Raw genomic sequence first — 22,551 nt, 5'->3', positions numbered from 1 at the left:
CCGCGGCGCGCGCCGCGGCGAGGTCGGGCCGCGCGGCGAAGAGGGAGTCGTGGGCGTCGCTGCGCTCGACGGCGGTGTGCCGGTAGGCGGTGTCGTGGAGCGCCCGCCAGGCGTCCCGCGCGCCGCGGTCGCGCGCGCCGTAGCGGAAGTCGGCGTACGAGGAGAACCACGCGGCGCGGTCCACCGGGCTCTTCGTCCAGGCCAGTTCGGAGAAGAGCTCGAAGGCGGCGGGGTCCCGGTCGGTGGCCTCCGGCATGAACGCGGTGCCCACCAGCGCGCTGTTCTCCTTGTCGCGCCAGGCGAAGAACCGCTCGTTCCACAGGTGCGTGCGCGCGCCGATGGTGGTGCGCCCGCCGAAGTTGGGGATGGTGCCGAACGCGTACGGGGTCCCGTGCCAGTCCTTCTCCCGGTCCGGCTCGGCCGCGTACCGGTCGGAGACGCCGTCGACGATCAGCATGTGCTTCTTGTCGACCGCGTCGAGGAGCGCGGGCAGCGGGTTGGCCTCCCAGCCGAGGATGACCCAGGTGGCGCCGGGCCGCGCCGTGCGGAGGGCGGTCTCGACGCCCTTGGCCGCGGCCGGCACGGGCACGTCGCCCGCGGTGCCGCCCTCGTGCAGCAGGTCCATCTTGAAGAGGTCGGCGGGCCCGAAGAGCCGCTCCTGGTGGCGGTAGAAGGAGGCGGCGACCTTGGCGAAGGCGTCGGTGCGCGGGTCGAGCCAGTCGGGCCGCGCGAAACCGTGCCAGGTGCCCTGCGGGACGACGCGCGCGTCGCCGCCGTTGCGCTGGACGAACCCGTCGGGCACATGGCCGTAGTAGCCGGGCAGCACCGGCGCGATGCCGAGCGCGCGCAGCCGGTCCACGATGCGCCGCCCCAACGCGGCCCGTTCGTCGATGAGTTCGGCCGAGAGGGGGCCGCCGTACCCGGAGAGGTTCTGCAGCAGCCACCACGCCTGGTGCGAGGGCGCGGGCAGCCAGGCCCTGGCCTCCGCGTCGGAGTAACCGAACTCCTTGAGGACCCGGTGGTAGACGGCCTCGGTGCCCGCGATCACGAGGACTTCGTTGCAGCCGTGCAGGGCGAGCACGTCGATCATCCGCTCCCAGTACGCCCAGTCGGCATACGGCGCGGTGTAGCCGTCGTTGGTGTCGTTCAGGGCGAAGCGGTGGGGGAGCGAGGTCGAGCGCTCCAGCGGCCGCGCGGGCGCGGGCAGCCGGCGCGGCAGGTCCAACTGGGCGCCGTTCCAGGCGACATGGGCCCCGCACACGTACTTCAGATACCAGTGGACGCCGGTGAGCAGCACGGCGGGCGTGGTGCCGGACACCTCGATCCGCCCGGTGGTCCCGGTGACGCGTAAGCGGTCCTCGCGGCCCCGCGGCGGGACCAGTCTGAGACGGATCTGCTCCGCGTGGTGCGGGAGAAGTCTGTTGAGCACGGAGCGTGCGGCATCCGTATCCAAGGCGGGGGCCTCGGCGGGACGTGCCGCCGCGGTCCCGGTCAGGGCCGGCAGGCCGCCGACGGCGGCGCCGAGGCCGAGGGCTCCCGCGGTGCCGAGCACGGTACGTCGGGACGGTTCGGACATGTGTACCCCCTGGGTTGAAGGCTGCGGCGCACGGTATCCGCGTCGCCCCCACTGCTCAACGGGGCATCCGGAGCAGGCGAGCGGGGCTCGCCGGAAGGGGCTGGTGGGGACGGTGAAGGCGATGTGGGCGGCGCGGAGCGCGCTTTCGGGCATGGCGGTGGGAGGGCTGCTGTTGGTGGTGGGATGCGGCTCGGGGGGTGACGACACACCGGAGACGGCGAGCGGCAGCCTGGAGCAGCTGGCGGCCAGGGCGCGGTGCAGGCCCGACATCCAGACGGACGCCGCCGAACTGCGGCAGGCCACCTGTGTGGGTGGTGCCCGCAACTACATCCTCGTAACCTTTACAAACGCCCGTGGCCAGGCCGAATGGCTCGACGAGGCGGACGACTACGGCGGCACGTACCTCGTCGGCGGCACCTGGGTGGCGGTCGGCGGCTCCGGTGACATCGCGGCGCTGCGCGAGCGGCTCGGGGGAACCGTGGTGGCCCCCGCCGCGGGGAGGCACGGCGGGGACCACCACGGTGACCGCATGGAGCACGACGGGGGCTGACGGCTCCGCGGTCGGACGGCGGCGCTGCCCGGAGGGGTCGGGAGCAGCGCCGCCCGGAGGGTCAGGCGCAGCGCTGCCCGGAGTTGACGCAGGAGGCGACGCGCCGCATCAGGCGCTCGTCGAAGACGTTGATGAAGTCGCCGTGGTCGGTGACGGGCTTGTGCAGCTGCTCGGGGAACGAGTCGACGGCGAAGCCGGGGCCCGGCGGCACGTCGTACACGATGCGCTGCACCAGCTGCGGGATGGCGCGGAAGCCCTGCGGGCAGGCGCCGGTGCGCGGGTCGGCGAAGGCGACGTGGGTGCGGTGGTTGGCGCTGTCCGTGTTCCGGCCGTCCCAGCAGCTCTGGAAGTTGAACGTCCGTACGACCTTGCTGCCCCGCGGGCAGATCGGATACTTGTCCTTCAGCCGGCGGTTCTCGAATCCGGTGCAGCTCCAGGACGCGTTGGCATTGGCGTCGCCGTTCGTGAACGCCTTGGCGTCACCGGTGATGATGCGCAGGAAACGCGGCATCGCGACGACCTTGCCCACCGGACTTCCGACGAATGTCAGGGTGACCGCCGCGGGCGTCTGGATCTCTCCGACGTTCTGGTCCTTTCCGCCGCCGTCCGCCTGGGCGTCGTTCTCGTCCTTTCCGTTCTGCAGCCGCAGGACCGGCCAGTAATACGTCGACTTGTCGCCCTGATTGCGGCAACTGGTCGCGCCGTTCGCGAGATCGTCGTCGCTGGAGAAGGCGTCCGTCGCCTGGTTTCCCACGTAGTCGTGCATATGGTGGGCGCCATTGCTCACGCCGGGCGCGACGATGACGTTGTCGGGATTGAATTTGCCGTTCTCGTTCCGCCCGCATTTCGTGGTGAACGTGCCGCGGGAAGCGCCCCGTTGGGGCCGGGGGCGGTTGACGTCGGGCCGGACCGACTGGATCTTCACGAAGTCCCCGGCGACGGGCCCGTTGCCGCTCTGCCCCGGCTTCTGGTCCTGCCCCTGGTCCTGGCCACCCTGTTCCTGGCCCTGACCGCCCTGTTCCTGCCCCTGGCCCTGTGCCTGGCCCTGCTCCTGCCCGGCCGCCCGCAGGGTGCAGGGTGCCATGCCGTCGAGACCGTCCGGCCGTTCGCCGGCCCGCTCCATGGACCGGGCGATCTCGCCCAGGGTGCCGCGCCGCTGTTCCTCCAGCGGACCGAGTACGGATTCCTTGTCCTCGGCCCTGCTGAACTCGTCGTAGGCCCGCGTGATCTGGCTGTCCAGATCCGCGAGCCGGCGATCGACCTCACCGCGTGCCGCGTCCGGCACCTCGGGCAGCTGATTGCCCACGTCCGGGCAGTCGATGGTCGAGGCCTGCTGCCCGGCGCTCTGCGGGGGAGGCTGATCCGCGCCTTCTTCGGCATTCGCGTAGACGTTCACGGCGATCAGGCCGCCGCCGCCCATGACTAACGCTGCGGACGCGGCGACCATGCGCCGCGCCAGCCGTGATCGTTTTCGTGAGGTGCGTCCCATGGGGCTACATACGCATCAGCAACCCGAAGCGTTCAGCGCTCCTGGTCCAAATACGCGAGGACCGCGAGCACACGCCGATTGTCGTCGTCGGACACCGGCAGATCCAGTTTCCCGAAGATATTGGACGTGTGCTTGGCGATGGCCCGTTCGGTGACCACGAGCTGCGCGGCGATGGCCGCGTTCGACCGGCCCTGCGCCATGAGTTCGAGCACCTCGCGCTCGCGCGGCGTGAGCGCCCCCAGCGGCTGGTCCGCCGAGCGCCGGGACAGCAGCTGCTGGATCACCTGGGGGTCCATCGCGGTGCCGCCGGCCGCGACCCTGCGGACCGCGTCGATGAACTGCGCCGCGTCGAAGACCCGGTCCTTGAGGAGATAGCCGACGCCTCCGTTGCCGTCCGCCAGCAGTTCGCGCGCGTACAGCTGCTCCACGTGCTGCGAGAGCACCAGGACGGGCAGTCCGGGCCTGGCCCGGCGGGCCGCGAGCGCGCACTGGAGCCCCTCGTCCGTGTGGGACGGCGGGAGCCGGACGTCGACGACGGCGACGTCCGGCCGCAACTCCGCCAGGGCCTTGGTGAGTTCGGGCCCGCTCTCCACGGCCGCCGCGATCTCGAAGTCGAATGCCTCCAGCATCCGCACCAGGCCGTCGCGCAGCAGGAAGAGGTCTTCGGCTAGGACAACTCGCAAGGGATCTCCATGGTCACCATGGTCGGACCGCCCGCGGGGCTGCTGACGGCCAGTACGCCGTCGAATGTACCGAGTCGGCGTTCGATGCCGCTCAGCCCCGAGCCGGCGCCGACCGAGGCACCGCCCTTGCCGTTGTCGGTGACGGCGATGCGCAGCATGCCGTCGGCGTGGTGGATGTCCACCCAGACGCGGTCCGCGCCCGCGTGCTTGATCGCGTTGGTGAGGCTCTCGCTCACCGCGAAGTACGCGGCCGACTCGACCGGCGCCTCGGCCCGGCCCGCCAGCTCCACGTCCACCTCGGTGGCGACCGGGAGCCGCAGCGCGAGCGCCTTCACCGCGTCGCCGAGGCCGCGCTCGGCGAGGACCGGCGGGTGGATGCCGCGGACCAGGTCGCGCAGCTCGTTCAGCGCCTCGCCGGAGTTCTGCCGGGCCTTGGCGAGCAGCTCCTTGGCCTTGGCGGGATCGGCGTCGATCATCGCCTCGACGGTGCCGAGGTCCATGCCCATGGCGACCAGGCGGGCCTGCGCCCCGTCGTGCAGATCGCGCTCGATGCGGCGCAGCTCGGCGGCGGAGTTGTCCACGGCGTCGTGCCGGGTCTCGGTCAGCCGGTCCACGCGCAGCGCCAGTTCGCGCTCCCGCATGCTCGTGGTGGGCGCGAGGAACGTACGGGCCAGGAGGAAGTGCGTACGGACGAGCGTCGGGTTCACGAAGACGCCGAGGACGAACAGGCCCATGCCGAGCGCGGCCGCGTAGTTCGCCGTGGTCTGCGAGGTGACGTGGATGAACCCGTACCACTCGCCGCCGCCCGCGTTGTAGATCGGCTCCCACACGCCGAGCGCGAGCACCCAGCCGTAGACCATGTACAGCAGCAGCGCCGGGGCGAACACCGCGACGACCGTGCCCGCCGTCATGTTCACCAGGAGCCACTGCAGGTCCCGCCAGGTCGCCGGGTCCTTCAGCAGCAGCGTGCAGCGCTCCACCTGGCCGGTGAGGCCCGGCCGCAGATCGGCGGGGAAGGAGCGGTACGGGATCGGGATCGTCACGTCCGCCCACGCGCCGGCCTTCACGCGGTGCGCGGTGGCGAACCTGCGCAGGCCCGCCAGGACGACCGGCGTGGTGAGGATGCCGACGCCGAGCAGGATGAACGCGATCGACAGGACCGAGAGCACGAAGAAGATGATCGAGCCCGCCAGCGAGACGACCGCGAGATAGAGCCCCTGGGCCCCCGCGATCACTGCGTCCTTCAGCCTCGTCATGGTCATCAGTCCCCTCGTCACCCTCACGCTGCCGCACGCGGTCCGTGCGTGTGGCACGAGAACAGTCTCACCGGTGCGCCCCGGCGCGGTCATGGGGCCCGTCACCCGAGACGGGGGTGTACCTGACGACACCCCTCGGTCCGGGGTGTACCTGACGACACCCCCCGGCCTCGCCCTGTGCTTCGGCGAGAGGGGGTCTCGGCGGCTGGGGCGCGAAGCCCCGGATTCCTAGCGTGGATCACGGCTTACACGACGCTTATCGACGCAGACTGATGGGGGAGAGACGCCATGAGGCGAAACCTCGCGGCACGACTGGGTGTGTGGAGCGCACACCACCGCAAGACGGCCGTCCTCGGCTGGCTGGTCTTCGTGGTCCTCGCCACGGTCATCGGCGGGGCCTCGGGCACGGTCACCGCGTCCGACGACGAGATGGGGGTCGGCGACTCGGGCCGGGCCACCGCCATCCTGGAGGACGCCGGCATCGACGAGCCCGCGGGCGAACTCGTCATGGTCAGCGCCCGGACCGCCGACGGCTGGCGGGACGCGGCGGCCGACCTGTCCAAGGCGCTGACCGCCACCGGCGAGGTGCGCGACATGCAGCGCCCGCTGCCCTCCAAGGACAGCAAGGACGCGCTGCTCCGCTTCGTGATGAAGGGCCCCTCGGACGAGGCGGCCGACCGCGTCCAGCCGGTGCTCGACGCCGTGGACAAGGCGCGCGAGGACGGCGCGGCGCGGGGCATCTCCGTCCATCAGTTCGGCGACGCGAGCTCCCAGAAGCACCTGTCCGACCTGCTCGCCGACGACCTGAAGAAGGCCGAGTTCACCGCGGTGCCGCTCGCGCTCGGCATCCTCCTGGTCGCCTTCGGCGCCCTGGTCGCGGCCCTGCTCCCCGTCGGACTCGCGCTCACCGCGTGCGTCGCGGCCTTCGGACTGCTCTCCCTGGCCAGCCACCAGCTGCACCTGTTCGAGACGACCTACTCCGTGATGTTCCTGATGGGCCTCGCCGTCGGCGTCGACTACTGCCTGTTCTACCTGCGCCGCGAGCGCGACGAGCGGGCCGCGGGGCGGGACGCGGAGACGGCCCTGCGGATCGCCGCGGCCACCAGCGGACGCGCGGTCCTGGTCTCCGGCCTGACGGTGATGGTCGCGATGGCCGGCATGTTCCTCTCCGGCCTCCTCCTCTTCAAGGGCTTCGCCCTCGCCACGATCCTGGTGGTGTGCGTGGCGATGCTCGGCTCGGTCACGGTCCTGCCCGCGCTGCTCTCCTGGCTCGGCGACCGCATCGACGCCGGCCGCATCCCCTTCCTCAACCGCCGTGCCAAGAAGGGCGCGCACGCCGGCGGCGCCGTCGCGGGCAAGGTGCTCCGGCCCGTCCTCGCCCGGCCGAAGGTCTTCGCCGTCGGCTCGGCGGTCCTGCTGCTCGCGCTGGCCGCGCCCGCGCTCGGCATGAAGACCGAACAGCTCGGCCTGGAGAAGCAGTTCGGGTCCGACGCCCCGCTCTCCGTCGCCTACCAGCGGATCACCGACGCGTTCCCCGGCGGGCCCGCCCCGGCCCGGGTGGTCGTCAAGGCCGACGACATCGGGGCGCAGCCGGTGCGCGCCGCCCTCGCCACGCTGACCGAGAAGGCCGGCGACGGCGCCGGACTCACCACCCACAAGGCGGCGGACGTCGCCGAGATCACGGTTCCGCTGCCGGGCGACGGCACCGACGCCGAGGCGAAGAAGGCGCTGCGCGAACTGCGCGACACCACCGTGCCCGCGGCCTTCGACGGCGTCGACGCCGAGGCGTACGTGGGCGGCGAGCTGGCCTCGTCCGAGGACTTCAGCGACCAGCTGGGCCGGGGCATCGTGCCGGTCTTCGCCTTCATCGCGGCGGTGACCTTCCTGCTGATGCTCTTCAGCTTCCGCTCGGTGGTCGTCGCGGTGACGTCGATCGCGCTGAACCTGCTGTCGGTGGGCGCGGCCTACGGTGTCATGACCGCGGTCTTCCAGCACGGCTGGGGCGCGGAGCTGATCGGCTCGGAGAAGGTCGGCGCGATCGAGAACTGGATGCCGCTGTTCGTCCTGGTCGTCCTCTTCGGACTCTCCATGGACTACCACGTGTTCGTGGTCTCCCGGATCCGTGAGGCCCGTGACCGCGGCCTGGACAACCGCGCGGCGATCCGTGAGGGCCTGACGGCCACGGCGGGCGCGGTCACCGGCGCGGCCGTGATCATGGTGGCGGTCTTCGCGGTCTTCGGCACGCTGTCCATGCAGGACATGCAGCAGATGGGCGTGGGCCTGGGAGTGGCGGTCCTCCTGGACGCCACGGTGGTCCGCATGATCCTGCTCCCGTCCCTGATGTCCCTCCTGGGCGACAGGAACTGGCACACGCCGCGCTGGCTGGCGTGGCTTCCGAAGGTGGAACACGGCGACGAGAGCGTGACGGACGACCGTTCCTCGTGGCGGGCAGGCGTTCCGCACGGCGGCACAGGTGGGCACAACGCCCCGGTGCGGGCGGGCCGTTAGTCAGGCGCCTGCCGAAGCGGAGGGCTCCCCGGTGCAAAGCACACCCCGCACCGGGGAGTACGCGCGCCTAGCGCCCCAGGACCTCCGCTTCCTTCTCGGGGGCGAGCCCGACCACGGGCCGGTCGGCCCGCTGCGGGGCGACCCCGCCGAGGCTCCGGAGCCAGTCCCACGTATCGGCGACCGTCTCGGCGACGGGCCGCGCCTTCAGCCCCGCGGCCACCGCCTTCTCCACGGACGTGCGGTGCAGGGTGTCGTACAGCTCGCCCGGCGGCACCCACACCGGCAGCTCCATCCACGGTTCGACCCCGGCCCCGGTGATCACCTCGGGCGCCGTCCACCGCAGTTCGGCCCCCGGGCCCCCGGCCACGGCCACGCACGCGTCGAGGAATTCCCCCATCGTCGTGTGCGCGACGGGGGCGACCAGGTTGTACGCCCCGTGCAGCCCCGCGGCCGAGGCGTCCACGATCCATTCGGCGAGATCGCGTACGTCGATGTACTGGATCCCCGCGTCCCGGGGCCCGGGAGCCAGCACGGGCCCGCCACGCGCGACGCGGTTCAGCCACCACGGCAGCCGCCCGATGTTCTCGTACGGGCCCAGGATCAGCCCCGCCCTGACCAGCAGCGTCCGCTCGTCCCCGAAGGCGGCGAGCGCCGCGAGTTCACCGCCCCGCTTGTCCGGTGCGTACGCCGACGCCTCCGCGTCCGGATCGCCGTCCACGACGGAGAAGTCCTCGTCGGAACCGGCCGCGCCCGGGTAGCGGTAGACGGAGGCGCTGGAGACGTACACGTACCGCCCGACCCGTCCCGCGAGCAGCCGGGCGGCGTCCCGCACCACCCGGGGCGCCGCCGACCAGGTGTCGACGACCACGTCCCACTCGCCCTCGGCCAGCGCCGCGAGGCCGTCCTCGGCGGTGCGGTCGCCGTGCAGGGACCGCACCCCGGCGGGCGGCTCGTGGCGGCCGCGGTGGAAGACGGTCACCTCCCAGCCCCGGGCGAGCGCCGCCTCGGTGACGGCGCGCCCCACGAACTCCGTACCGCCCAACATCAGAAGTCTCATGGGAGGACTCTGCACGCCGGAGGGCCGTCAAGGGAACGGAGTTCTGCCGGTGGCAGAGCGGGGAACCGTCCCGGAGGGCTCAGCGCGTGGACGTCGGCGGCGCGTACTTGTACCCGACCCGCCGCACCGTCTGGATCGTCCTGCGGTGGTCGGCGCCCAGCTTGCGCCGCAGCCGGGCGATGTGGACGTCGACGGTCCGGCCGTCGCCGACGTGGCCGTACCCCCACACCGTGGTCACCAACTGGTCGCGCGTGTGCACCCGGTGGGGGTGCGCGACGAGGTGGGCGAGCAGCTCGAACTCCAGGTACGTGAGGTCCAGGAGGCGTCCGTCGACCTCGGCGGCGCGCTGCACGGTGTCGATCCTGACCGGCCCCGTGTCGGGGACGGCCCGTTCCTCGGGCACGAGGGGCTCGGCGACGACGGGCTCCTGCCCGGCCGGCACGAGGACGAGGTAGCCGACCATCGGCGGCTGCCCCGGCAGGGTCGGCAGGGTGTGCTGCGGCGCGGGCAGCCAGGTGGCGCCCGGCGGCAGGAAGTCGGTGATCTGCACGGTCTCGTCGGGCGCCACGGCCCGCAGCCGCCCCCGGGCGGCGGGGACGGCCGAGACAGGGGAGACGGGGGAGCCACCGGAGGCAGCGGCGGTGGCGGCGGTGGCAGTGAAGGTACGAGAGTTCGCCATGGTGAGGTCAGCTCTTTCGCGCGAAGAAGGAGTCGTCGAGAACGAGACGTACGTCGTGCGCGTCAGGCGAAGGCCGGGTGAACGGCTTTAGAGGGCCCGCGCGTTCATCGCGCGGCAACACACCCGGTCGAAGTCATGGTGCTGCCGGGAAGGCCAGAACGGCTCGAGGTCGTGACGACCCGTCGCTGCGTTCCGGTTGCTTCCCATGACCCCATTGAATCAGATGGGTGGGTTACTGGCAGTTCCCTCTCGCCCACCGATACGGAGCCCTGGCGGCTCTTGGCCGGAAATCGACCCCTGTGGACCCCGTCGGAGCGGGCGGGGCCGCGGCGCCGGAGGACCGCCGACGACGTGAGGGGGCGCCCGCCGGAAACCGGCGGGCGCCCCCTCAAACGGCGTGCGGAGAGCGGGATCAGACCTGGCCGGCCTTCTCCAGCGCGGCGCAGCAGGTGTCGACGAGCAGCCGCGTCACGACGTACGGGTCGACGTTGGCGTTCGGGCGGCGGTCCTCGATGTACCCCTTCTGCTCCACCTCGACCTGCCACGGGATGCGGACCGAGGCGCCGCGGTCGGAGACGCCGTAGCTGTACTCGTTCCACGGGGCGGTCTCGTGCAGGCCGGTGAGGCGGTCGTCGATGCCCGCGCCGTAGTTCTTGACGTGGTCCATCGGCTTGGAGCCCTCGCCGAGCGCCTCGCACGCGGTGATGATCGCGTCGTAGCCCTCGCGCATGGCCTTGGTGGAGAAGTTGGTGTGCGCGCCGGCGCCGTTCCAGTCGCCCTTGACCGGCTTGGGGTCGAGGGTCGCGGAGATCTTGAAGTCCTCGGCGGTGCGGTAGAGCAGCCAGCGGGCGATCCACAGCTGGTCGGAGACCTCAAGGGGGGCCAGCGGGCCGACCTGGAACTCCCACTGGCCGGGCATGACCTCGGCGTTGATGCCGGAGATGCCGAGCCCGGCCTTGAGGCAGTTCTCCAGGTGGGCCTCGACGACGTCACGGCCGAAGATCTCGTCCGAGCCGACGCCGCAGTAGTAGCCGCCCTGCGCGGCGGGGAAGCCGCCGACGGGGAAGCCGAGCGGGCGGTCGCCCTCGAAGAAGGTGTACTCCTGCTCGATGCCGAAGATCGGCTCCTGGGCGCCGAAGCGGGCCTCGACCTCGGCCAGTTCGGCGCGGGTGTTGGACTCGTGCGGCGTCATGTCCGTGTTGAGGACCTCGCACAGGACGAGGACGTCGTCGCCGCCGCGGATCGGGTCGGGGCAGGTGAAGACCGGCCTGAGGACGCGGTCCGAGGCGTGGCCCTTGGCCTGGTTCGTGCTGGATCCGTCGAAGCCCCAGAGCGGCAGCTCGGCACCCTTGGCGTCGTCCGTCAGTATCTTCGTCTTCGAACGGAGCTTGGCGGTCGGCTCGGTGCCGTCGATCCAGATGTACTCAGCCTTGAAGGTCACGGGGCCTCATCCTCATAACGCTCGGTACGGCGCAGAACGTGCGGGTGCTGCGGTGCCGTGGTGATGTGCGGCAGCCTGGCAACCGGCGATTTCCCGACCGTTGCTCTTGTGTGAACCCCGTGTTACCCGGGACGAGTGTGGCCCAGCTCACGCGCCGGGGCGGCCGATGCCCGCGCGGGCCTCACTTGATGACGGCGTTGGCGGCCGCGATGACCAGGCCGATCGTCGCGTCCGCGCCGCCGATCAGGACGGCCGAGCGCCGCCGGTAGCCGACGCGCAGCGCGGCGAAGGTGCCCCAGCCGAAGAGGAGCGCCGCGTTCAGGAGCAGCCCGGTGGAGGTGACGGGGGACTCGGGCCAGCCGAAGGTGCCGGCGAGCACGAGCAGGATCACCGTCGGCCAGCACGCGACGATGACCGGCCACTCGTCGACGAGCGCCCAGGCCAGCCGGCGCCAGTGGTGGGTGCCCGAGCCCGGCCGGTGCGTCGACATGTGATGCGCGTAGCCGTGCGCGAGGGCGGCCGTGCCCGCGGTGACCATGACCCAGGCCGCGTCGTAGTAGGGCGTATAGGGCGTCCCCTCCGACTGCAGGGCCGCGAGCAGCGCACTCGCGAGGACCGTTCCGTATACGCCCCCGAACGTCCAGCTCCGCACGGCGCGCTCCTCTCCGTCTGCCGGAACGTCCGTCCGGTGGTCGGCCTGTGGAGCACTCCACGCTAGGCGGGCATATGTAACGGTTTGCCGGACTTCGTCCATCGGTCAGGGGTCAACCGCGCGCCGTCCGGCCCGCCGCCCTCAGCGGGACAGCGCGTCCCGCACCGCCTCCTCGGACCGCGCGACCACGGCCGTGCCGTCGTCCGCCGTGATGATGGGGCGCTGGATCAGCTTCGGGTGCTCGGCGAGCGCCGTGATCCAGCGGGCGCGGCCGGCGGCGTCGCGCGGCCAGGCCTCGCGGTCCTTGAGACCCAGGTCCTTGGCCGCCTGCTCCTGGGTCCGGGTGATGTCCCAGGGCTCGAGTCCGAGGCGGTCGAGGACGGCGCGGATCTCGTCTTCGGTGGGCACGTCCTCCAGGTAGCGGCGCACGGTGTAGTCGGCGCCCTCCGCGTCGAGCAGGCTGAGGGCGCTGCGGCACTTCGAGCAGGCGGGGTTGATCCAGATCTCCATGCCCCCACGCTACCCCGCGAACCATCCGCCCCAGGGGTCTCCGCGGCGCCTTGTTCGAATACCTCAAAGCCCTTCTGGCCAGCGGCGATTGTCAGTGCCGCGCAGTAGAATCACAGTAGTGTTCGAGGGCGCCCGACGGGGGGTCCTGACCGCGACAGGAGGATGCCTGTGCCCGCTGCCGCACTTTCCGCGAAGCCCGTATCGAAGTCCGCGTCCACGTCGAAGTCCGCGTCCAAGGCCACGTCCGGGGGAGCGTCCCAGCCCGTACTGATCGATCTGCCGTACAGCCTGCCGGCGAAGAAGGCCCTGCCCGCCGGGCGCCCGCGCGAGTGGTACATCAACCACAACCGCCGCCTCAAGGCCATGCGCCTCGCCATCGCCCTGCTCGACTCGGGCGTCTACCTGCCGAACCAGGCGAAGAACAGCACGATACGGCGCATGGCGGAGGACGTCGGGATCCACCCGCCGTCCGACATCACCTGTCACATGGTGCGGGCGCTGATGCGTTACAGCCGGTGACCAAGTGCGGGGCACACGGGGAGCGTTGGCCCCCGGTGCCCCGCGTTCCGCGTGCGGCGCCCGGGATGTGCGCCCGGGGCTGGGCGGACAATTGCGCGATGGGACATGCTGTGCCCCATGACCCAGCAGGAACGCGTCGGCACCGGGCCGGCCCCCACCGGCGAACTGCCGCTCCTGACGACCGCCGAACTCCCGGACGGCGCCCGTCTTCCCGTACGCGCGCTGCGCGCCCCCGAACCGGAGCGCTTCCTGCCGTCCGGGTCGGGTCCCGCGCCGGGACCGCCGCCGGCCCCCGCCGTGCTCGTCCTGCCCGCGATGGGCACGCCCGCCCGCTCCTACCGCCGCTTCGCGCACGCCCTCCACGGCGAGGGCCTGACGGTGCTCACCACCGACCTGCGCGGACAGGGCGAGGCGACCCCGCACGTCACCGACCGCGCGGCGGCCGACCACGGCTACCGCACGATCGTCGAGGAGGACCTCCCCGCCGTCCTCACGGCGATCCGCGCCGCGCTCGGGCCCGAGCCGCCGCTGTACCTCCTCGGCCACAGCCTCGGCGGCCAGCTCGGCCTGGTGCACGCCTCCCTGGGGCTGGGGCCCGGCGTCGACGGCGTGGCGCTCGTCGCCTCGGGCTCGGTCTGGTTCCGCGCGTACGGCGGGCCGCGCGTCCCCGGCCTGCTCCTCGCCGAGCTGCTGATCCCCGCGACGGCGACGGTGCTCGGCCGCTGGCCCGGCACCCGGCTCGGCTTCGGCGGAAACCAGCCCAAGGGCGTCATGCGGGACTGGGCACGGCAGGGGCGCACCGGCCGCTACACCGCCAAGGGCTCCCTGCTCGACTACGAGGCGGCACTGTCGGACCTGGAGCTGCCGGTGCTCGCGGTCACCGTCGAGCACGACACGTACGCCCCGGCCTCCGCCGTCGACCATCTGCTCTCCAAGGTCCCCAGGGCCCGCCTCACGCGCCGCCACTACACGGCCCAGGAGGCGGGCGGCCGTCTCGACCACTTCGCGTGGACCCGCGCGGGCGGCGCGCTGGCGAAACAGGTGGCGGCGTGGGCGGCCGACCAGGAACCACCGGGCGGCGGCCCCCACCCGGGCCGCCGCTGACCCCGTGCGCCCTGCCGTGCCCGGTGACGGGCCGACGGCGCCGGGCACCCGGCGGGTACGGACCCGGCATGCGGGGTCCCCGCGCGGCGCGGGGGGAACCCGTCACCCGTTCGCCGTACCCGGCATGCGTGCCGGGGCCCGGCCGCATTGGCTGCTGGTGAGGTGACGCGAGGGTGAGAGGGGAGGCGGACATGACGACCCCGGAGGCGCGCGCCCAGGCGGGGAAGGCCGCCCGCAAACGCGCCTCGCGTACCTCGCACGGCGCCTGGATACCCTCCGCCGACCGCCCCGACCCGGTGGCCGTCCTGGAGCGCCAGGGCGCCGACCGCGTCCAGGAACTGCTCCCCATCCGCTACGGCCGCATGGCCGCGTCGCCCTTCGCCTTCCTGCGCGGCGCCGCCGCCGTCATGACGGGCGACCTCGCCGCCCAGCGGCACACCGGCCTCACCGTGCAGCTCTGCGGCGACGCCCACCTCATGAACTTCGGCGTGTTCGCCTCGCCCGAACGCGCCCTCCTCTTCGACCTGAACGACTTCGACGAGACCTACCCCGGCCCCTTCGAGTGGGACGTCAAACGGCTCGTCGCCAGCGTCGCCGTCGCCGCCCGCGAGCACGGCGCCACGGAGAACGGCGCCCGCGACGCCGCGCAGGCCGCCTCGGCCGCGTACCGCAAGGCGATGCGGCGCCTGGCGGGCCTCGGCGAGCTCGCCGTCTGGTACGAACGCATCGACGCCCGCGACCTGCTCCCGCTGGTGCGCCCCGGCGCCTCCCGCGACCGCGTCGCCGCGCGCCTGGACCGCGCCCGTCGCCGCACCAGCCTCCAGGCGCTCGGCAAACTCACCGAGGTCGTGGCCGGCGAGCGCCGCATCGTCCACGACCCGCCGCTCCTCGAACCGGTCGGCGCCCCCGACATGGCCGCCCTGCGCAAGATCTTCGGCGACTACCGCTCCACGCTCGCCGAGGAGCGCCGCCTCCTCCTGGACCGCTACCGCTTCGTCGACGCGGCCCGCAAGGTCGTCGGCGTCGGCAGCGTCGGCACCCGCTGCTACATCGTGCTGCTCGCCGGGCGCGACGCGGGCGACCCGCTGTTCCTGCAGATCAAGGAGGCGGTGCGGTCCGTCGTCGAGGACCAGCTGCCGACCGGCCCCCACGTCCATCCCGGGCACCGCGTCGTCGCCGGGCAGCGCCTGCTCCAGGCGGCGGGCGACATCTTCCTGGGGTGGATGACCGGGCCGCAGGGCCGCGCCTTCTACTGGCGCCAGCTGCGCGACATGAAGGGCTCCGCGGACCTCGCCGCCATGTCGCCCGCCGACCTGCGCGCCTACGCCAAGCTGTGCGGCACCGCCCTGGCCCGCGCGCACGCCCGCTCCGGCGACCGCATCGCGATCGCCGCCTACCTCGGCGGCTCGGACACCTTCGACCGCGCCATGGCCGACTTCGCGCTGCGCTACGCGGCGCAGAACACCCGCGACCACGCGGCGCTCACCGCGGCGATCCGCTCGGGCGTGATCGACGCGGCGAGCGGCGTCTAGGCGAGGCCGTCCCGTCCGCCGGCCACGGCGTCGCGCCCGGCCAGACCGTCCCGTCCGGCCATCCCGTCCCGTCCGAGCAGGGCGTCCAGGAGGCGCCCGCGGTCCGCCGCGTGGTCCCGCAGCCACGCGCCCAACGCGTGGTCGGCGTCGGGCAGTTCGAGGCGCTCGTACCGTGCCCGCGTCGCCAGCGCCGCGTCGACGGCCGCCGTCACCGCGGCCGGGATCACCGCGTCCGTGCCCGGCACCACGAGCACCGCGCGCCCGCCGAAGCCCCGGTAGACGTCCAGGGCGGCGGACTCGCGCCAGCGGTCCGGCGTACGGATCACCTCGGTGAAGCGGCCGTCGCCGTCGCCGAAGGGGAGCGGCCAGGCCTCGGCCGCGTACACGGCGGGCGCGCACAGCCCGATGCCCGTGACCCGCGCGCCGAAGTGCGCCACCAGATCCGCCACGGTCTGCCCGCTCATGCTGAACCCGACGAACACCAGGGCGTCGGCGGCGGGCACGCGCCGCTCGACCACCGCGGCGGCCTGCTCGAACCGCCGCCGCAGGCTCAACTCCCGGAGCGCGCCCGAGCTCTCGCCGTGCCCGGAGAAGTCGAGCGCGAGCGCCCGGCAGCCGCGCGCGGCGGCGTCCGCCTGCAACGCGGCGAGCCGCGTCTTGTCGCCGCTGCCCGCGCCGTGCAGCAGGACGACGGTGGTGGCGGGGGAGCGCGGCGGCCCGGCGGGCGGCGCCTCGGCGCAGCTGAGCAGCTCGCCGTCACAGGTGAAGGAGAAGGCGGACAGGGCGGGTTCGGGGGCCGGTGCGGTGAAGGAGTCCTGAGTCATGCCGCCTATCCTCGGTCGCGCCCGGACGGCCACGAAGCACATCCGGGCAACCGCCCACGAGGAACGCCCCGGTCACACCGGGCGCGGACAGGGCCCACCGGCACACAGGAAAGGCGAGGCGCATGGCGAACACCGTGTCCGTGTTCACGCTCGGCGGGACCATCTCCGCGCTCGCCGCCCGCATCCCGGTCGTCCTGGCCTCCCGCACCGGCGCGGGCCCGCTGCTCGCCGAGACCTACAAGGGCCCCGGTTCCGAGTACGACATGCTCGGGCGCGGACTGCTCTCCGCGGGCGGCCTGGACGCGCCGAAGGCCAGGCTCCTGCTGCACGCGCTGCTCGCGGACGGCGCCGACCGCACCCAAGTGGCCGACGCCTTCCGCGAGTCGACCGTCCGCTAGCCGCGCCTAGCCGATCTGCTCCGGGGTGACCGTCAGCCAGCGCTTGTCCGCGGTCACCTTCCGGGCCAGCTCGCGCTGCCGCTCCGCGTTCTTCTTCTTCATCCCGTCGAGCTGCTTCATGTACGCGTCCTTGCGGTTGACCCAGACGCGTACGCCGCCGTGCTCGACGTCCGCCGAGTGGAACAGCATCGGGCCGTCGCTGACCGGGGTGTCACCGGCCGCGAGGATCGGCTTCTTCCACTCGTCGATGTACGTGTTGATCGCGGCGGGCTTGCCCTCGTACCAGGTCAGCGGCGCCCACAGGTGCGGCGTCAGCTCGCGCCCCGCGAGCTTCTCGCGGTCCTTCTCGCCGAAGCGGCCCTCGGCGATCTCCTTGCGGGAGCTGGTCACTTCACCGGTCCTGCGGTCCTTGAGCTGCATGGAGACGCCGATGACGTTCTGCGGCTTCACGCCGTAGCCGTACTTCGGGTCGGCGAGCACCATGCGCACCAGGTCCTCGCTGGCCGCGCTGACCACGTACACCTCGATGCCGTGCGCGCGCAGCGTCCTGTAGAGCTGCTGCATGCCGCGCGAGAACTCGGGCGCCTCGACCTCGGTCCTGGTGAGCTTGCCGTCCTCGTAGTACTCCGCCGGGATCGGCTTCTTGTACGCGAGGAGCTCGTCGACGTACCCCTTGAGCTCCTTCAGCGTGAAGCCGGAGAAGATCTGCGCCGCCCACGGGTAGCAGACCTGGTCGTCGACCTCGCACAGCCGGTTGTAGTAGCTGTACAGGCTCTCCTTGTGGGTGGCCGTGTCCTTGAACGGGATCGTCTTCAGGGACGGGTCCATCGTCTCGCGGGTCAGGACGCCCTTCATCTCCAGGAAGGGCAGCAGCGACTCCTCCAGGTCGTTGCGGTACGTCGTGTTGTCCGCGTCGAACACGGCGTACGCGCCCTTGTGGTCGTTCGCCGCGATGACCTTGCCGAGCTTCTTCGCGACGGGCTTCGGCCAGTGCGACAGCTCACGGGCGGTGGCCGCCGAGGTGTCGGCGGCGCTCGCCTCGCCGGTCGGCCACAGCATGCCGCCCGCGACGACCGCGCCGGCCAGCACTCCCGTCGCGCCGATGACGGCCAGTTTGCCCTTTGCCCGTACTGCCATGTCTCTACGTCCCTGCCGTTCCTGGAAGCGATGCGCGGCCCCGTCCGGAGCGGCGCGCCATGCTATGAGGCGGCGCGGTCATTTCCCATGATCGAAGTCACCGTGCACAGGGGGCATGGGGCAGGTGAGCACGGGTAGTCGTGGAGGACGCCGAGACGGCTCGCGGCCGCTGCCGCCGGGGTGACGCCGGGTCCGCCCGGGAGTCGCCGCGCATACTGGGAGCCATGGGCAGCCAGGAGTTCGTCCGGGCCGTTCCCCGGCTCGACGGCATGGTCGTCTCCGCGGTCGGCTACCGCACCGCGGGGATGCGGCCCGCCCTGCACCGGGGCCTGCCGTCGCCGTATCTGACCGTGATCTTCTCGCTGGACGGGCCCATCGCCACCGGCGCCACCCCCGGCCAGGCCACCGGCACGGACGCGGTGCGCACCGACATCGTCCTGGGCGGCCTGCACCAGAGCCCCGCCTATGTCGCCCAGTCCGAGCACGAGGCGGGCATCCAGCTCGCCGTGCACCCCCTGGCGGCCCGCGCGCTCCTCGGCCTGCCCGCCGCCGAGCTGACCGGACAGCTCGTCACCGCCGGCACGGACGTCCTCGGCGAGCCGGCCGCCGAGGTCCGCGAGCGGCTCTGCGCGCTGGAGTCCTGGGAGGACCGCTTCGCCCTCCTCGCCGCCTATCTGCGCCGCCGCGCCGCCGCCGACCGGGCCGCGGGAGCCGTACGCCCCGAGGTCGCCGAGGCCTGGGCCTGGCTGGCCAGGCACCGGGGCGCGGGCACCCTCGGCGGTCTGTCCCGGCACGTCGCGCTGAGCGAGCGCCGGCTGACCGCGCTCTTCCGCGCCGAGACCGGCCTCACCCCGAAGCAGGCCGCCCGCCTGATGCGCTTCCGGCACGCCAAGGCCGCCGTGGTCCGCGCCGCCGCGTCGGACACCCCGCGCGACCTCGCCCGGATCGCGGCCGACTCCGGGTACTACGACCACTCCCACCTCGTCCGCGACTTCCGGCAGTACACGGGCGCGAGCCCCACCCGCTGGCTGGCCGAGGAGTGCCGGAATATCCAAGCCGGGGCGCACGGCGCGGGCGAAGACTGAGAGCCATGAACACCACACCCGACACCACGCACGGAACCACCACCCCCGACGGTATGGCCCACCAGCGGCCCGGCACGCCCGCCCCCGCCATCTGGCCCGGCGTCCAGGCGCAGGACGCCCCCGTCCTGATCGACTTCCTCGTCGGCACCGTCGGCTTCCTGCGCACCGCCGTCTACGAGGACGGCGGCCGCGTCGCCCACGCCCAGCTCGACTGGCCCGAGGGCGGCGGCATCATGCTCGGCTCGTACGACCCGGCCAGGGCCTCCGGTACCTGCGGAACGCCCGGCACGACCGGCGCGTACATCGTCACCGACGAGGTCGACGCGCTGTACGCCCGGCTCGTCGCGGCGGACGTCGAGATCACGGACGAGATCGAGGACAAGCCGTACGGAAGCCGTGAGTTCGCCATCGCGGACCCGGAGGGAAACCGCTGGTCGTTCGGCACCTACCGGGGCGAACCGAGGCCCCGGCCGGCCGCCTGAGGCCACGACGGGCCCCGCCCGGCCGCGTGATAACTTGCGCAAGCCAGTCAAACCCACACCTGGGCCAGGGAATCCGGTGCAAGTCCGGAACTGACGCGCAGCGGTGAGGGGGACGGGCGGGGCCACGGCCACTGGGCGTCCTCGGACGCCCGGGAAGGCGCCCCGGCCGGTCGATCCCGAGTCCGAAGACCTGCTGGCGCCTCCGCTCGCGCACCGGGCGACGGAGGTCGTGACGCAGGCCAGGCTCCGCGTATGAGCCGTGAGACTCAAGGGATCGTGTGTCCTCCACAGCCCGTACCCGTACCCGTACCCGTATACGTCTGTCCGCCCTGCTGTGCGCGGGGGCGCTCGCGCTGACCGCGTGCGGCGGCTCCGCGGACGGCTCCTCGTCGAAGTCCGCGGGCGACGGCGCCGCCGGCTACCCCGTCACGGTCACCTCCTGCGGCAAGAAGGCCGAGGTCAAGGCGCCGCCGCAGCGGGCCGTCTCCCTCGACCAGGGCTCCACGGAGATCCTGCTCTCCCTCGGCCTCGCCGACCGCATGGTGGGCACCGGCACCTGGACCGACCCGGTCCTGAAGAACCTGGCGAAGGACAACGCGAAGGTGGAGCGGCTCTCCGACCGCTACCCGTCGCTGGAGAAGGTCCTCTCCAAGGAACCCGACTTCGTCAGCGCGTCCTTCCTCTACACCGTCGGCAAGGGCGGCGTCGCCGACCGCGCGAAGTTCACCGAGCTCGGCGTGCCCGTCTACGTCTCGCCCACCGACTGCGCGGGCAAGGACAACGACGGCGGCGGCGACGGCAAGCGCGTGAAGACCCTCACCATGGACACCGTCTACGGCGAGGTGCGCGACCTCGCGAAGGTGTTCGGCGTCGAGAAGCGCGGCGAGAGGCTGATCGCGGACATGAAGGCCCGGATCACGAAGGCCACCCGGGACGTCGACGCCTCCGACGCGACGCTCCTGTACTGGTTCGCCAACTCCGACGCCCCGTACATGGCGGGCTGCTGCGGCGCCCCCGGCATCATCACCCGCGAGCTCGGCGCGAAGAACGTCTTCGACGACACGCGCGAGGAGTGGCCCCAGATCAACTGGGAGACCGTCGCCGACCGCGACCCCGACGTCCTCGTCATCGGCGACCTCACGCGCAAGTCGCAGTCCGCGGAGAGCGCCGCCGCGAAGATCAAGTTCCTGGAGACCAACCCGGCGACCAAGAACCTGACCGCCGTGAAGAAGAAGCGGTACGTCCTGCTCAGCGGCCAGGCCATGAACCCCACGATCCGCACGGTCGACGGCATCGAACAAGTGGCGGCGGGCCTGAAGAAGTTCGGCCTCACCAGGTGACGGAACGCATCCGGGAGGCGGCGGGGGCGACTGCTGCGGGGCCGACTGTCGCGGGGCCGACCGTCGCGGAGCCCTCGCGCGAGGCGGCCGCGGAGAAGGCCGTCCCCGCCGGTCCCGAGGGGCACGCGGCACCCGCCCCGGTGGCCGCCGCCGTGCGCGGGGCCCTCGCGCGGCAGGCGCTGCTCTGGGCGGCCGGGGTGCTCGCGCTCGCGCTGTCCGTCGCCGTGGCCGTCACCATCGGGCCCGCGGACATCTCCGTGCCCGACGTCTGGTCGGCGGTCGCCGCCCACCTCGGCTGGGGCGAGGCCCGGCTCACGCCGATCCGGGACGGCATCGTCTGGAACCTGCGGATGCCCCGCACCCTGCTCGCCGCGGTCTGCGGCGCCGGACTCGCGGTCTGCGGGGCGGTCATGCAGTCGCTGCTGCGCAATCCGCTCGCCGACCCGTTCGTGCTCGGGGTCTCCTCGGGGGCGTCCACCGGCGCGGTCGCGGTCGTCGTCCTCGGCGTCGGCGGGGGAGCCGTGTCGGTCTCCGCGGGCGCCTTCGTGGGCGCGCTCTTCTCCTTCGCCCTGGTGCTGCTCCTGAGCCACACCCTGGGCGGCACCACCGACCGCGTCGTCCTCTCCGGCGTCGCGGCCATGCAGCTCTTCTCCGCGCTGACGTCGTTCGTCATCCTCACGGCGGGCGACGCGGAGACCACCCGCGGCGTGCTGTTCTGGCTGCTCGGCTCGCTCAGCGGGGTCGGCTGGACGGACGTGTGGCTGTGCGGCGCGGTGCTGGCCGCGGCGCTCGTGATCTGCCTGTCCCACGCCCGTACGCTCGACGCCTTCGCCTTCGGCCCGGAGGCGGCGGCGACCCTGGGCGTCCGGGTGGCCCGCACCCGGCTCGTTCTGCTCTGCGCGACGGCTCTGCTCACCGCGGCCCTGGTGAGCTCGGCAGGCGCCATCGGCTTCGTCGGCCTGGTCCTGCCGCACGCCGCCCGCGCGTTCGTCGGCTCCGGCCACGCGCGGCTGCTCCCGGTCACGGCGCTCGCCGGCGCGGTCTTCCTGGTCTGGGTCGACACGCTGGCCCGCACGGTCCTCGACCCGCAGGAGGTCCCGGTGGGCGTGGTGACCTCGCTCATCGGCGTACCGGCGTTCGTGGCGGTGCTCTACCGGTCGAGGAGGGCGGCATGACGTACGAAGGGCCCGCCGCGGCCCCCGCTACGGCCACCGCCGCCGGGCTGCGCGCCGACCGCGTCACCCGCGAGGCGGGCGGGCGGCTCGTCGTGGACGGCGTCAGCCTGGCGCCGCCCGCCGGCGCCACGGTCGGCCTCCTCGGCCCCAACGGCTCCGGCAAGTCCACGCTCCTGCGCATCCTCGCGGGCGTCCTCGCCCCGGCGTCCGGAGTGGTCACGCTGGACGGCCGCCCGCTGTCCGACACGGGCCGCCGCACGGTGGCGCGCCGCATCGCCGTGGTGGAGCAACACGCCTCGACACAGGTCGAGTTGACCGTACGCGATGTCGTGCGCCTGGGCCGTGTGCCGCACCGCAGGGCGTGGTCGGCGCCCTCGGCCCACGACGAGCGTGCCGTGCGCGAGGCCCTGGAACGCACCGGCCTGACCGGCCGCGCCGCGCAGTCCTGGCACACCCTCTCCGGCGGCGAGCGCCAGCGCGTGCAGATCGCCCGCGCCCTGGCCCAGGAACCGCGCGAGCTCCTCCTGGACGAACCCACCAACCACCTGGACATC

At 72.9% G+C, this 22,551-nt stretch carries 22 protein-coding genes and 1 riboswitch; of the genes, 11 read left to right on the top strand and 11 right to left on the bottom strand.

Annotated elements, in window-relative coordinates:
• Positions 1-1,576: alpha-N-acetylglucosaminidase (locus tag AOK22_RS02810; RefSeq protein ID WP_167357822.1), on the bottom strand; the 1,576-nt coding region annotated here is incomplete at its 3' end.
• Positions 1,577-1,679: 103 nt separating this feature from the next.
• Between AOK22_RS02810 and AOK22_RS02805 the strand changes: the two genes are divergently transcribed.
• Positions 1,680-2,126 (top strand): hypothetical protein, encoded by a 447-nt coding sequence (locus AOK22_RS02805; protein ID WP_107101833.1) that lies wholly within the window; start codon positions 1,680-1,682, stop codon positions 2,124-2,126.
• A 61-nt stretch (positions 2,127-2,187) separates the two neighbouring features.
• Here AOK22_RS02805 and AOK22_RS02800 read toward each other — a convergent pair whose 3' ends face one another.
• Genes AOK22_RS02800 through AOK22_RS02790 form a run of 3 tightly spaced genes read right to left on the bottom strand, consistent with a single transcriptional unit; the run spans position 2,188 to position 5,554 of the window.
• Entirely contained in the window at positions 2,188-3,615 is a 1,428-nt protein-coding gene (locus AOK22_RS02800) for a DUF1996 domain-containing protein (RefSeq protein WP_055696917.1), read from the bottom strand.
• A 32-nt stretch (positions 3,616-3,647) separates the two neighbouring features.
• Positions 3,648-4,298, bottom strand: a complete 651-nt coding sequence (locus tag AOK22_RS02795) for a LuxR C-terminal-related transcriptional regulator (RefSeq protein WP_055696916.1) — start codon at positions 4,296-4,298, stop codon at positions 3,648-3,650.
• On the bottom strand, positions 4,283-5,554 hold the full coding sequence (locus AOK22_RS02790; RefSeq protein ID WP_193433260.1) for a sensor histidine kinase: 1,272 nt from the start codon (positions 5,552-5,554) through the stop codon (positions 4,283-4,285). Before AOK22_RS02790 ends, AOK22_RS02795 begins: the two co-directional genes overlap by 16 nt.
• A gap of 288 nt (positions 5,555-5,842) precedes the next feature.
• On the opposite strand from AOK22_RS02790, the gene AOK22_RS02785 reads away from it, so the two are divergent.
• Positions 5,843-8,062 (top strand): MMPL family transporter, encoded by a 2,220-nt coding sequence (locus AOK22_RS02785; protein WP_055696914.1) that lies wholly within the window; start codon positions 5,843-5,845, stop codon positions 8,060-8,062.
• Positions 8,063-8,129: 67 nt separating this feature from the next.
• On the opposite strand, the gene AOK22_RS02780 is transcribed toward AOK22_RS02785, so the two are convergent.
• The 5 genes from AOK22_RS02780 to AOK22_RS02760 all read right to left on the bottom strand — a co-directional run bounded on the left by AOK22_RS02780 (position 8,130) and on the right by AOK22_RS02760 (position 12,401).
• The gene (locus tag AOK22_RS02780; protein WP_055696913.1) at positions 8,130-9,119 is read right to left on the bottom strand and encodes an NAD-dependent epimerase/dehydratase family protein; all 990 of its coding nucleotides are present in this window, start codon (positions 9,117-9,119) and stop codon (positions 8,130-8,132) included.
• Positions 9,120-9,198: 79 nt separating this feature from the next.
• Positions 9,199-9,798 carry a winged helix-turn-helix domain-containing protein gene (locus tag AOK22_RS02775; RefSeq protein ID WP_055696912.1) on the bottom strand — a complete coding sequence of 200 codons (600 nt, stop codon included), beginning with the start codon at positions 9,796-9,798 and terminating at the stop codon, positions 9,199-9,201.
• Positions 9,799-10,210: 412 nt separating this feature from the next.
• On the bottom strand, positions 10,211-11,239 hold the full coding sequence (glnII, locus tag AOK22_RS02770) for a glutamine synthetase (RefSeq protein WP_055696911.1): 1,029 nt from the start codon (positions 11,237-11,239) through the stop codon (positions 10,211-10,213).
• 181 nt (positions 11,240-11,420) lie between these two features.
• Positions 11,421-11,891 (bottom strand): hypothetical protein, encoded by a 471-nt coding sequence (locus AOK22_RS02765; RefSeq protein WP_055696910.1) that lies wholly within the window; start codon positions 11,889-11,891, stop codon positions 11,421-11,423.
• Positions 11,892-12,032: 141 nt separating this feature from the next.
• Positions 12,033-12,401: an arsenate reductase family protein gene (locus AOK22_RS02760; protein WP_055696909.1), complete on the bottom strand. Its 369-nt coding sequence runs from the start codon at positions 12,399-12,401 to the stop codon at positions 12,033-12,035.
• Between the two features lie 168 nt (positions 12,402-12,569).
• Between AOK22_RS02760 and AOK22_RS02755 the strand changes: the two genes are divergently transcribed.
• The 3 genes from AOK22_RS02755 to AOK22_RS02745 all read left to right on the top strand — a co-directional run bounded on the left by AOK22_RS02755 (position 12,570) and on the right by AOK22_RS02745 (position 15,556).
• Positions 12,570-12,920, top strand: coding sequence for a hypothetical protein (locus AOK22_RS02755; RefSeq protein WP_079036290.1), 351 nt, complete (start codon positions 12,570-12,572; stop codon positions 12,918-12,920).
• 117 nt (positions 12,921-13,037) lie between these two features.
• Complete coding sequence (locus AOK22_RS02750; protein WP_055696907.1) at positions 13,038-14,024, top strand: alpha/beta hydrolase family protein; 987 nt, start codon at positions 13,038-13,040, stop codon at positions 14,022-14,024.
• 191 nt (positions 14,025-14,215) lie between these two features.
• Positions 14,216-15,556 carry a DUF2252 domain-containing protein gene (locus tag AOK22_RS02745; protein WP_055696906.1) on the top strand — a complete coding sequence of 447 codons (1,341 nt, stop codon included), beginning with the start codon at positions 14,216-14,218 and terminating at the stop codon, positions 15,554-15,556.
• On the opposite strand, the gene AOK22_RS02740 is transcribed toward AOK22_RS02745, so the two are convergent.
• Entirely contained in the window at positions 15,553-16,380 is an 828-nt protein-coding gene (locus AOK22_RS02740; RefSeq protein ID WP_063795185.1) for an alpha/beta fold hydrolase, read from the bottom strand. The two genes, AOK22_RS02745 and AOK22_RS02740, sit on opposite strands and share 4 nt — an antisense overlap.
• A 122-nt stretch (positions 16,381-16,502) precedes the next feature.
• On the opposite strand from AOK22_RS02740, the gene AOK22_RS02735 reads away from it, so the two are divergent.
• A complete protein-coding gene (locus AOK22_RS02735) occupies positions 16,503-16,778 on the top strand; it encodes a hypothetical protein (RefSeq protein WP_055696905.1) in 276 nt (91 codons plus the stop codon).
• Between the two features lie 6 nt (positions 16,779-16,784).
• Here AOK22_RS02735 and AOK22_RS02730 read toward each other — a convergent pair whose 3' ends face one another.
• On the bottom strand, positions 16,785-17,915 hold the full coding sequence (locus AOK22_RS02730; RefSeq protein ID WP_107101831.1) for an HAD family hydrolase: 1,131 nt from the start codon (positions 17,913-17,915) through the stop codon (positions 16,785-16,787).
• A 224-nt stretch (positions 17,916-18,139) separates the two neighbouring features.
• On the opposite strand from AOK22_RS02730, the gene AOK22_RS02725 reads away from it, so the two are divergent.
• The 5 genes from AOK22_RS02725 to AOK22_RS02705 form a co-directional block, all read left to right on the top strand.
• Complete coding sequence (locus tag AOK22_RS02725; protein WP_055696904.1) at positions 18,140-19,000, top strand: helix-turn-helix domain-containing protein; 861 nt, start codon at positions 18,140-18,142, stop codon at positions 18,998-19,000.
• Between the two features lie 53 nt (positions 19,001-19,053).
• Complete coding sequence (locus AOK22_RS02720) at positions 19,054-19,482, top strand: VOC family protein (protein ID WP_055696919.1); 429 nt, start codon at positions 19,054-19,056, stop codon at positions 19,480-19,482.
• 27 nt (positions 19,483-19,509) lie between these two features.
• Positions 19,510-19,694, top strand: a riboswitch (cobalamin riboswitch).
• 66 nt (positions 19,695-19,760) lie between these two features.
• A complete protein-coding gene (locus AOK22_RS02715) occupies positions 19,761-20,822 on the top strand; it encodes an ABC transporter substrate-binding protein (protein ID WP_055696903.1) in 1,062 nt (353 codons plus the stop codon).
• A gap of 140 nt (positions 20,823-20,962) precedes the next feature.
• The gene (locus AOK22_RS02710; RefSeq protein WP_055696918.1) at positions 20,963-21,997 is read left to right on the top strand and encodes a FecCD family ABC transporter permease; all 1,035 of its coding nucleotides are present in this window, start codon (positions 20,963-20,965) and stop codon (positions 21,995-21,997) included.
• On the top strand, positions 21,994-22,551 hold a 558-nt coding region (locus tag AOK22_RS02705), incomplete at its 3' end, for an ABC transporter ATP-binding protein (protein WP_244164678.1). The genes AOK22_RS02710 and AOK22_RS02705, both read left to right, overlap by 4 nt.

Origin of the sequence: Streptomyces silaceus, assembly GCF_001419745.1 — a bacterium.
Lineage (GTDB): Bacteria > Actinomycetota > Actinomycetes > Streptomycetales > Streptomycetaceae > Streptomyces > Streptomyces silaceus.
Note: the sequence above shows the minus strand (reverse complement) of the source record. Positions and strands in the feature narration are given on the sequence as shown.

Bases quoted from the DNA above. Each gene is read 5' to 3' on its own strand.
- AOK22_RS02800 (WP_055696917.1), bottom strand. From the start codon at position 3,615: ATGGGACGCACCTCACGAAAACGATCACGGCTGGCGCGGCGCATGGTC.
- AOK22_RS02790 (WP_193433260.1), bottom strand. From the start codon at position 5,554: ATGACGAGGCTGAAGGACGCAGTGATCGCGGGGGCCCAGGGGCTCTAT.
- AOK22_RS02785 (WP_055696914.1), top strand. From the start codon at position 5,843: ATGAGGCGAAACCTCGCGGCACGACTGGGTGTGTGGAGCGCACACCAC.
- AOK22_RS02780 (WP_055696913.1), bottom strand. From the start codon at position 9,119: ATGAGACTTCTGATGTTGGGCGGTACGGAGTTCGTGGGGCGCGCCGTC.
- AOK22_RS02775 (WP_055696912.1), bottom strand. From the start codon at position 9,798: ATGGCGAACTCTCGTACCTTCACTGCCACCGCCGCCACCGCCGCTGCC.
- AOK22_RS02760 (WP_055696909.1), bottom strand. From the start codon at position 12,401: ATGGAGATCTGGATCAACCCCGCCTGCTCGAAGTGCCGCAGCGCCCTC.
- AOK22_RS02750 (WP_055696907.1), top strand. From the start codon at position 13,038: ATGACCCAGCAGGAACGCGTCGGCACCGGGCCGGCCCCCACCGGCGAA.
- AOK22_RS02745 (WP_055696906.1), top strand. From the start codon at position 14,216: ATGACGACCCCGGAGGCGCGCGCCCAGGCGGGGAAGGCCGCCCGCAAA.
- AOK22_RS02740 (WP_063795185.1), bottom strand. From the start codon at position 16,380: ATGACTCAGGACTCCTTCACCGCACCGGCCCCCGAACCCGCCCTGTCC.
- AOK22_RS02735 (WP_055696905.1), top strand. From the start codon at position 16,503: ATGGCGAACACCGTGTCCGTGTTCACGCTCGGCGGGACCATCTCCGCG.
- AOK22_RS02730 (WP_107101831.1), bottom strand. From the start codon at position 17,915: ATGGCAGTACGGGCAAAGGGCAAACTGGCCGTCATCGGCGCGACGGGA.
- AOK22_RS02725 (WP_055696904.1), top strand. From the start codon at position 18,140: ATGGGCAGCCAGGAGTTCGTCCGGGCCGTTCCCCGGCTCGACGGCATG.
- AOK22_RS02720 (WP_055696919.1), top strand. From the start codon at position 19,054: ATGGCCCACCAGCGGCCCGGCACGCCCGCCCCCGCCATCTGGCCCGGC.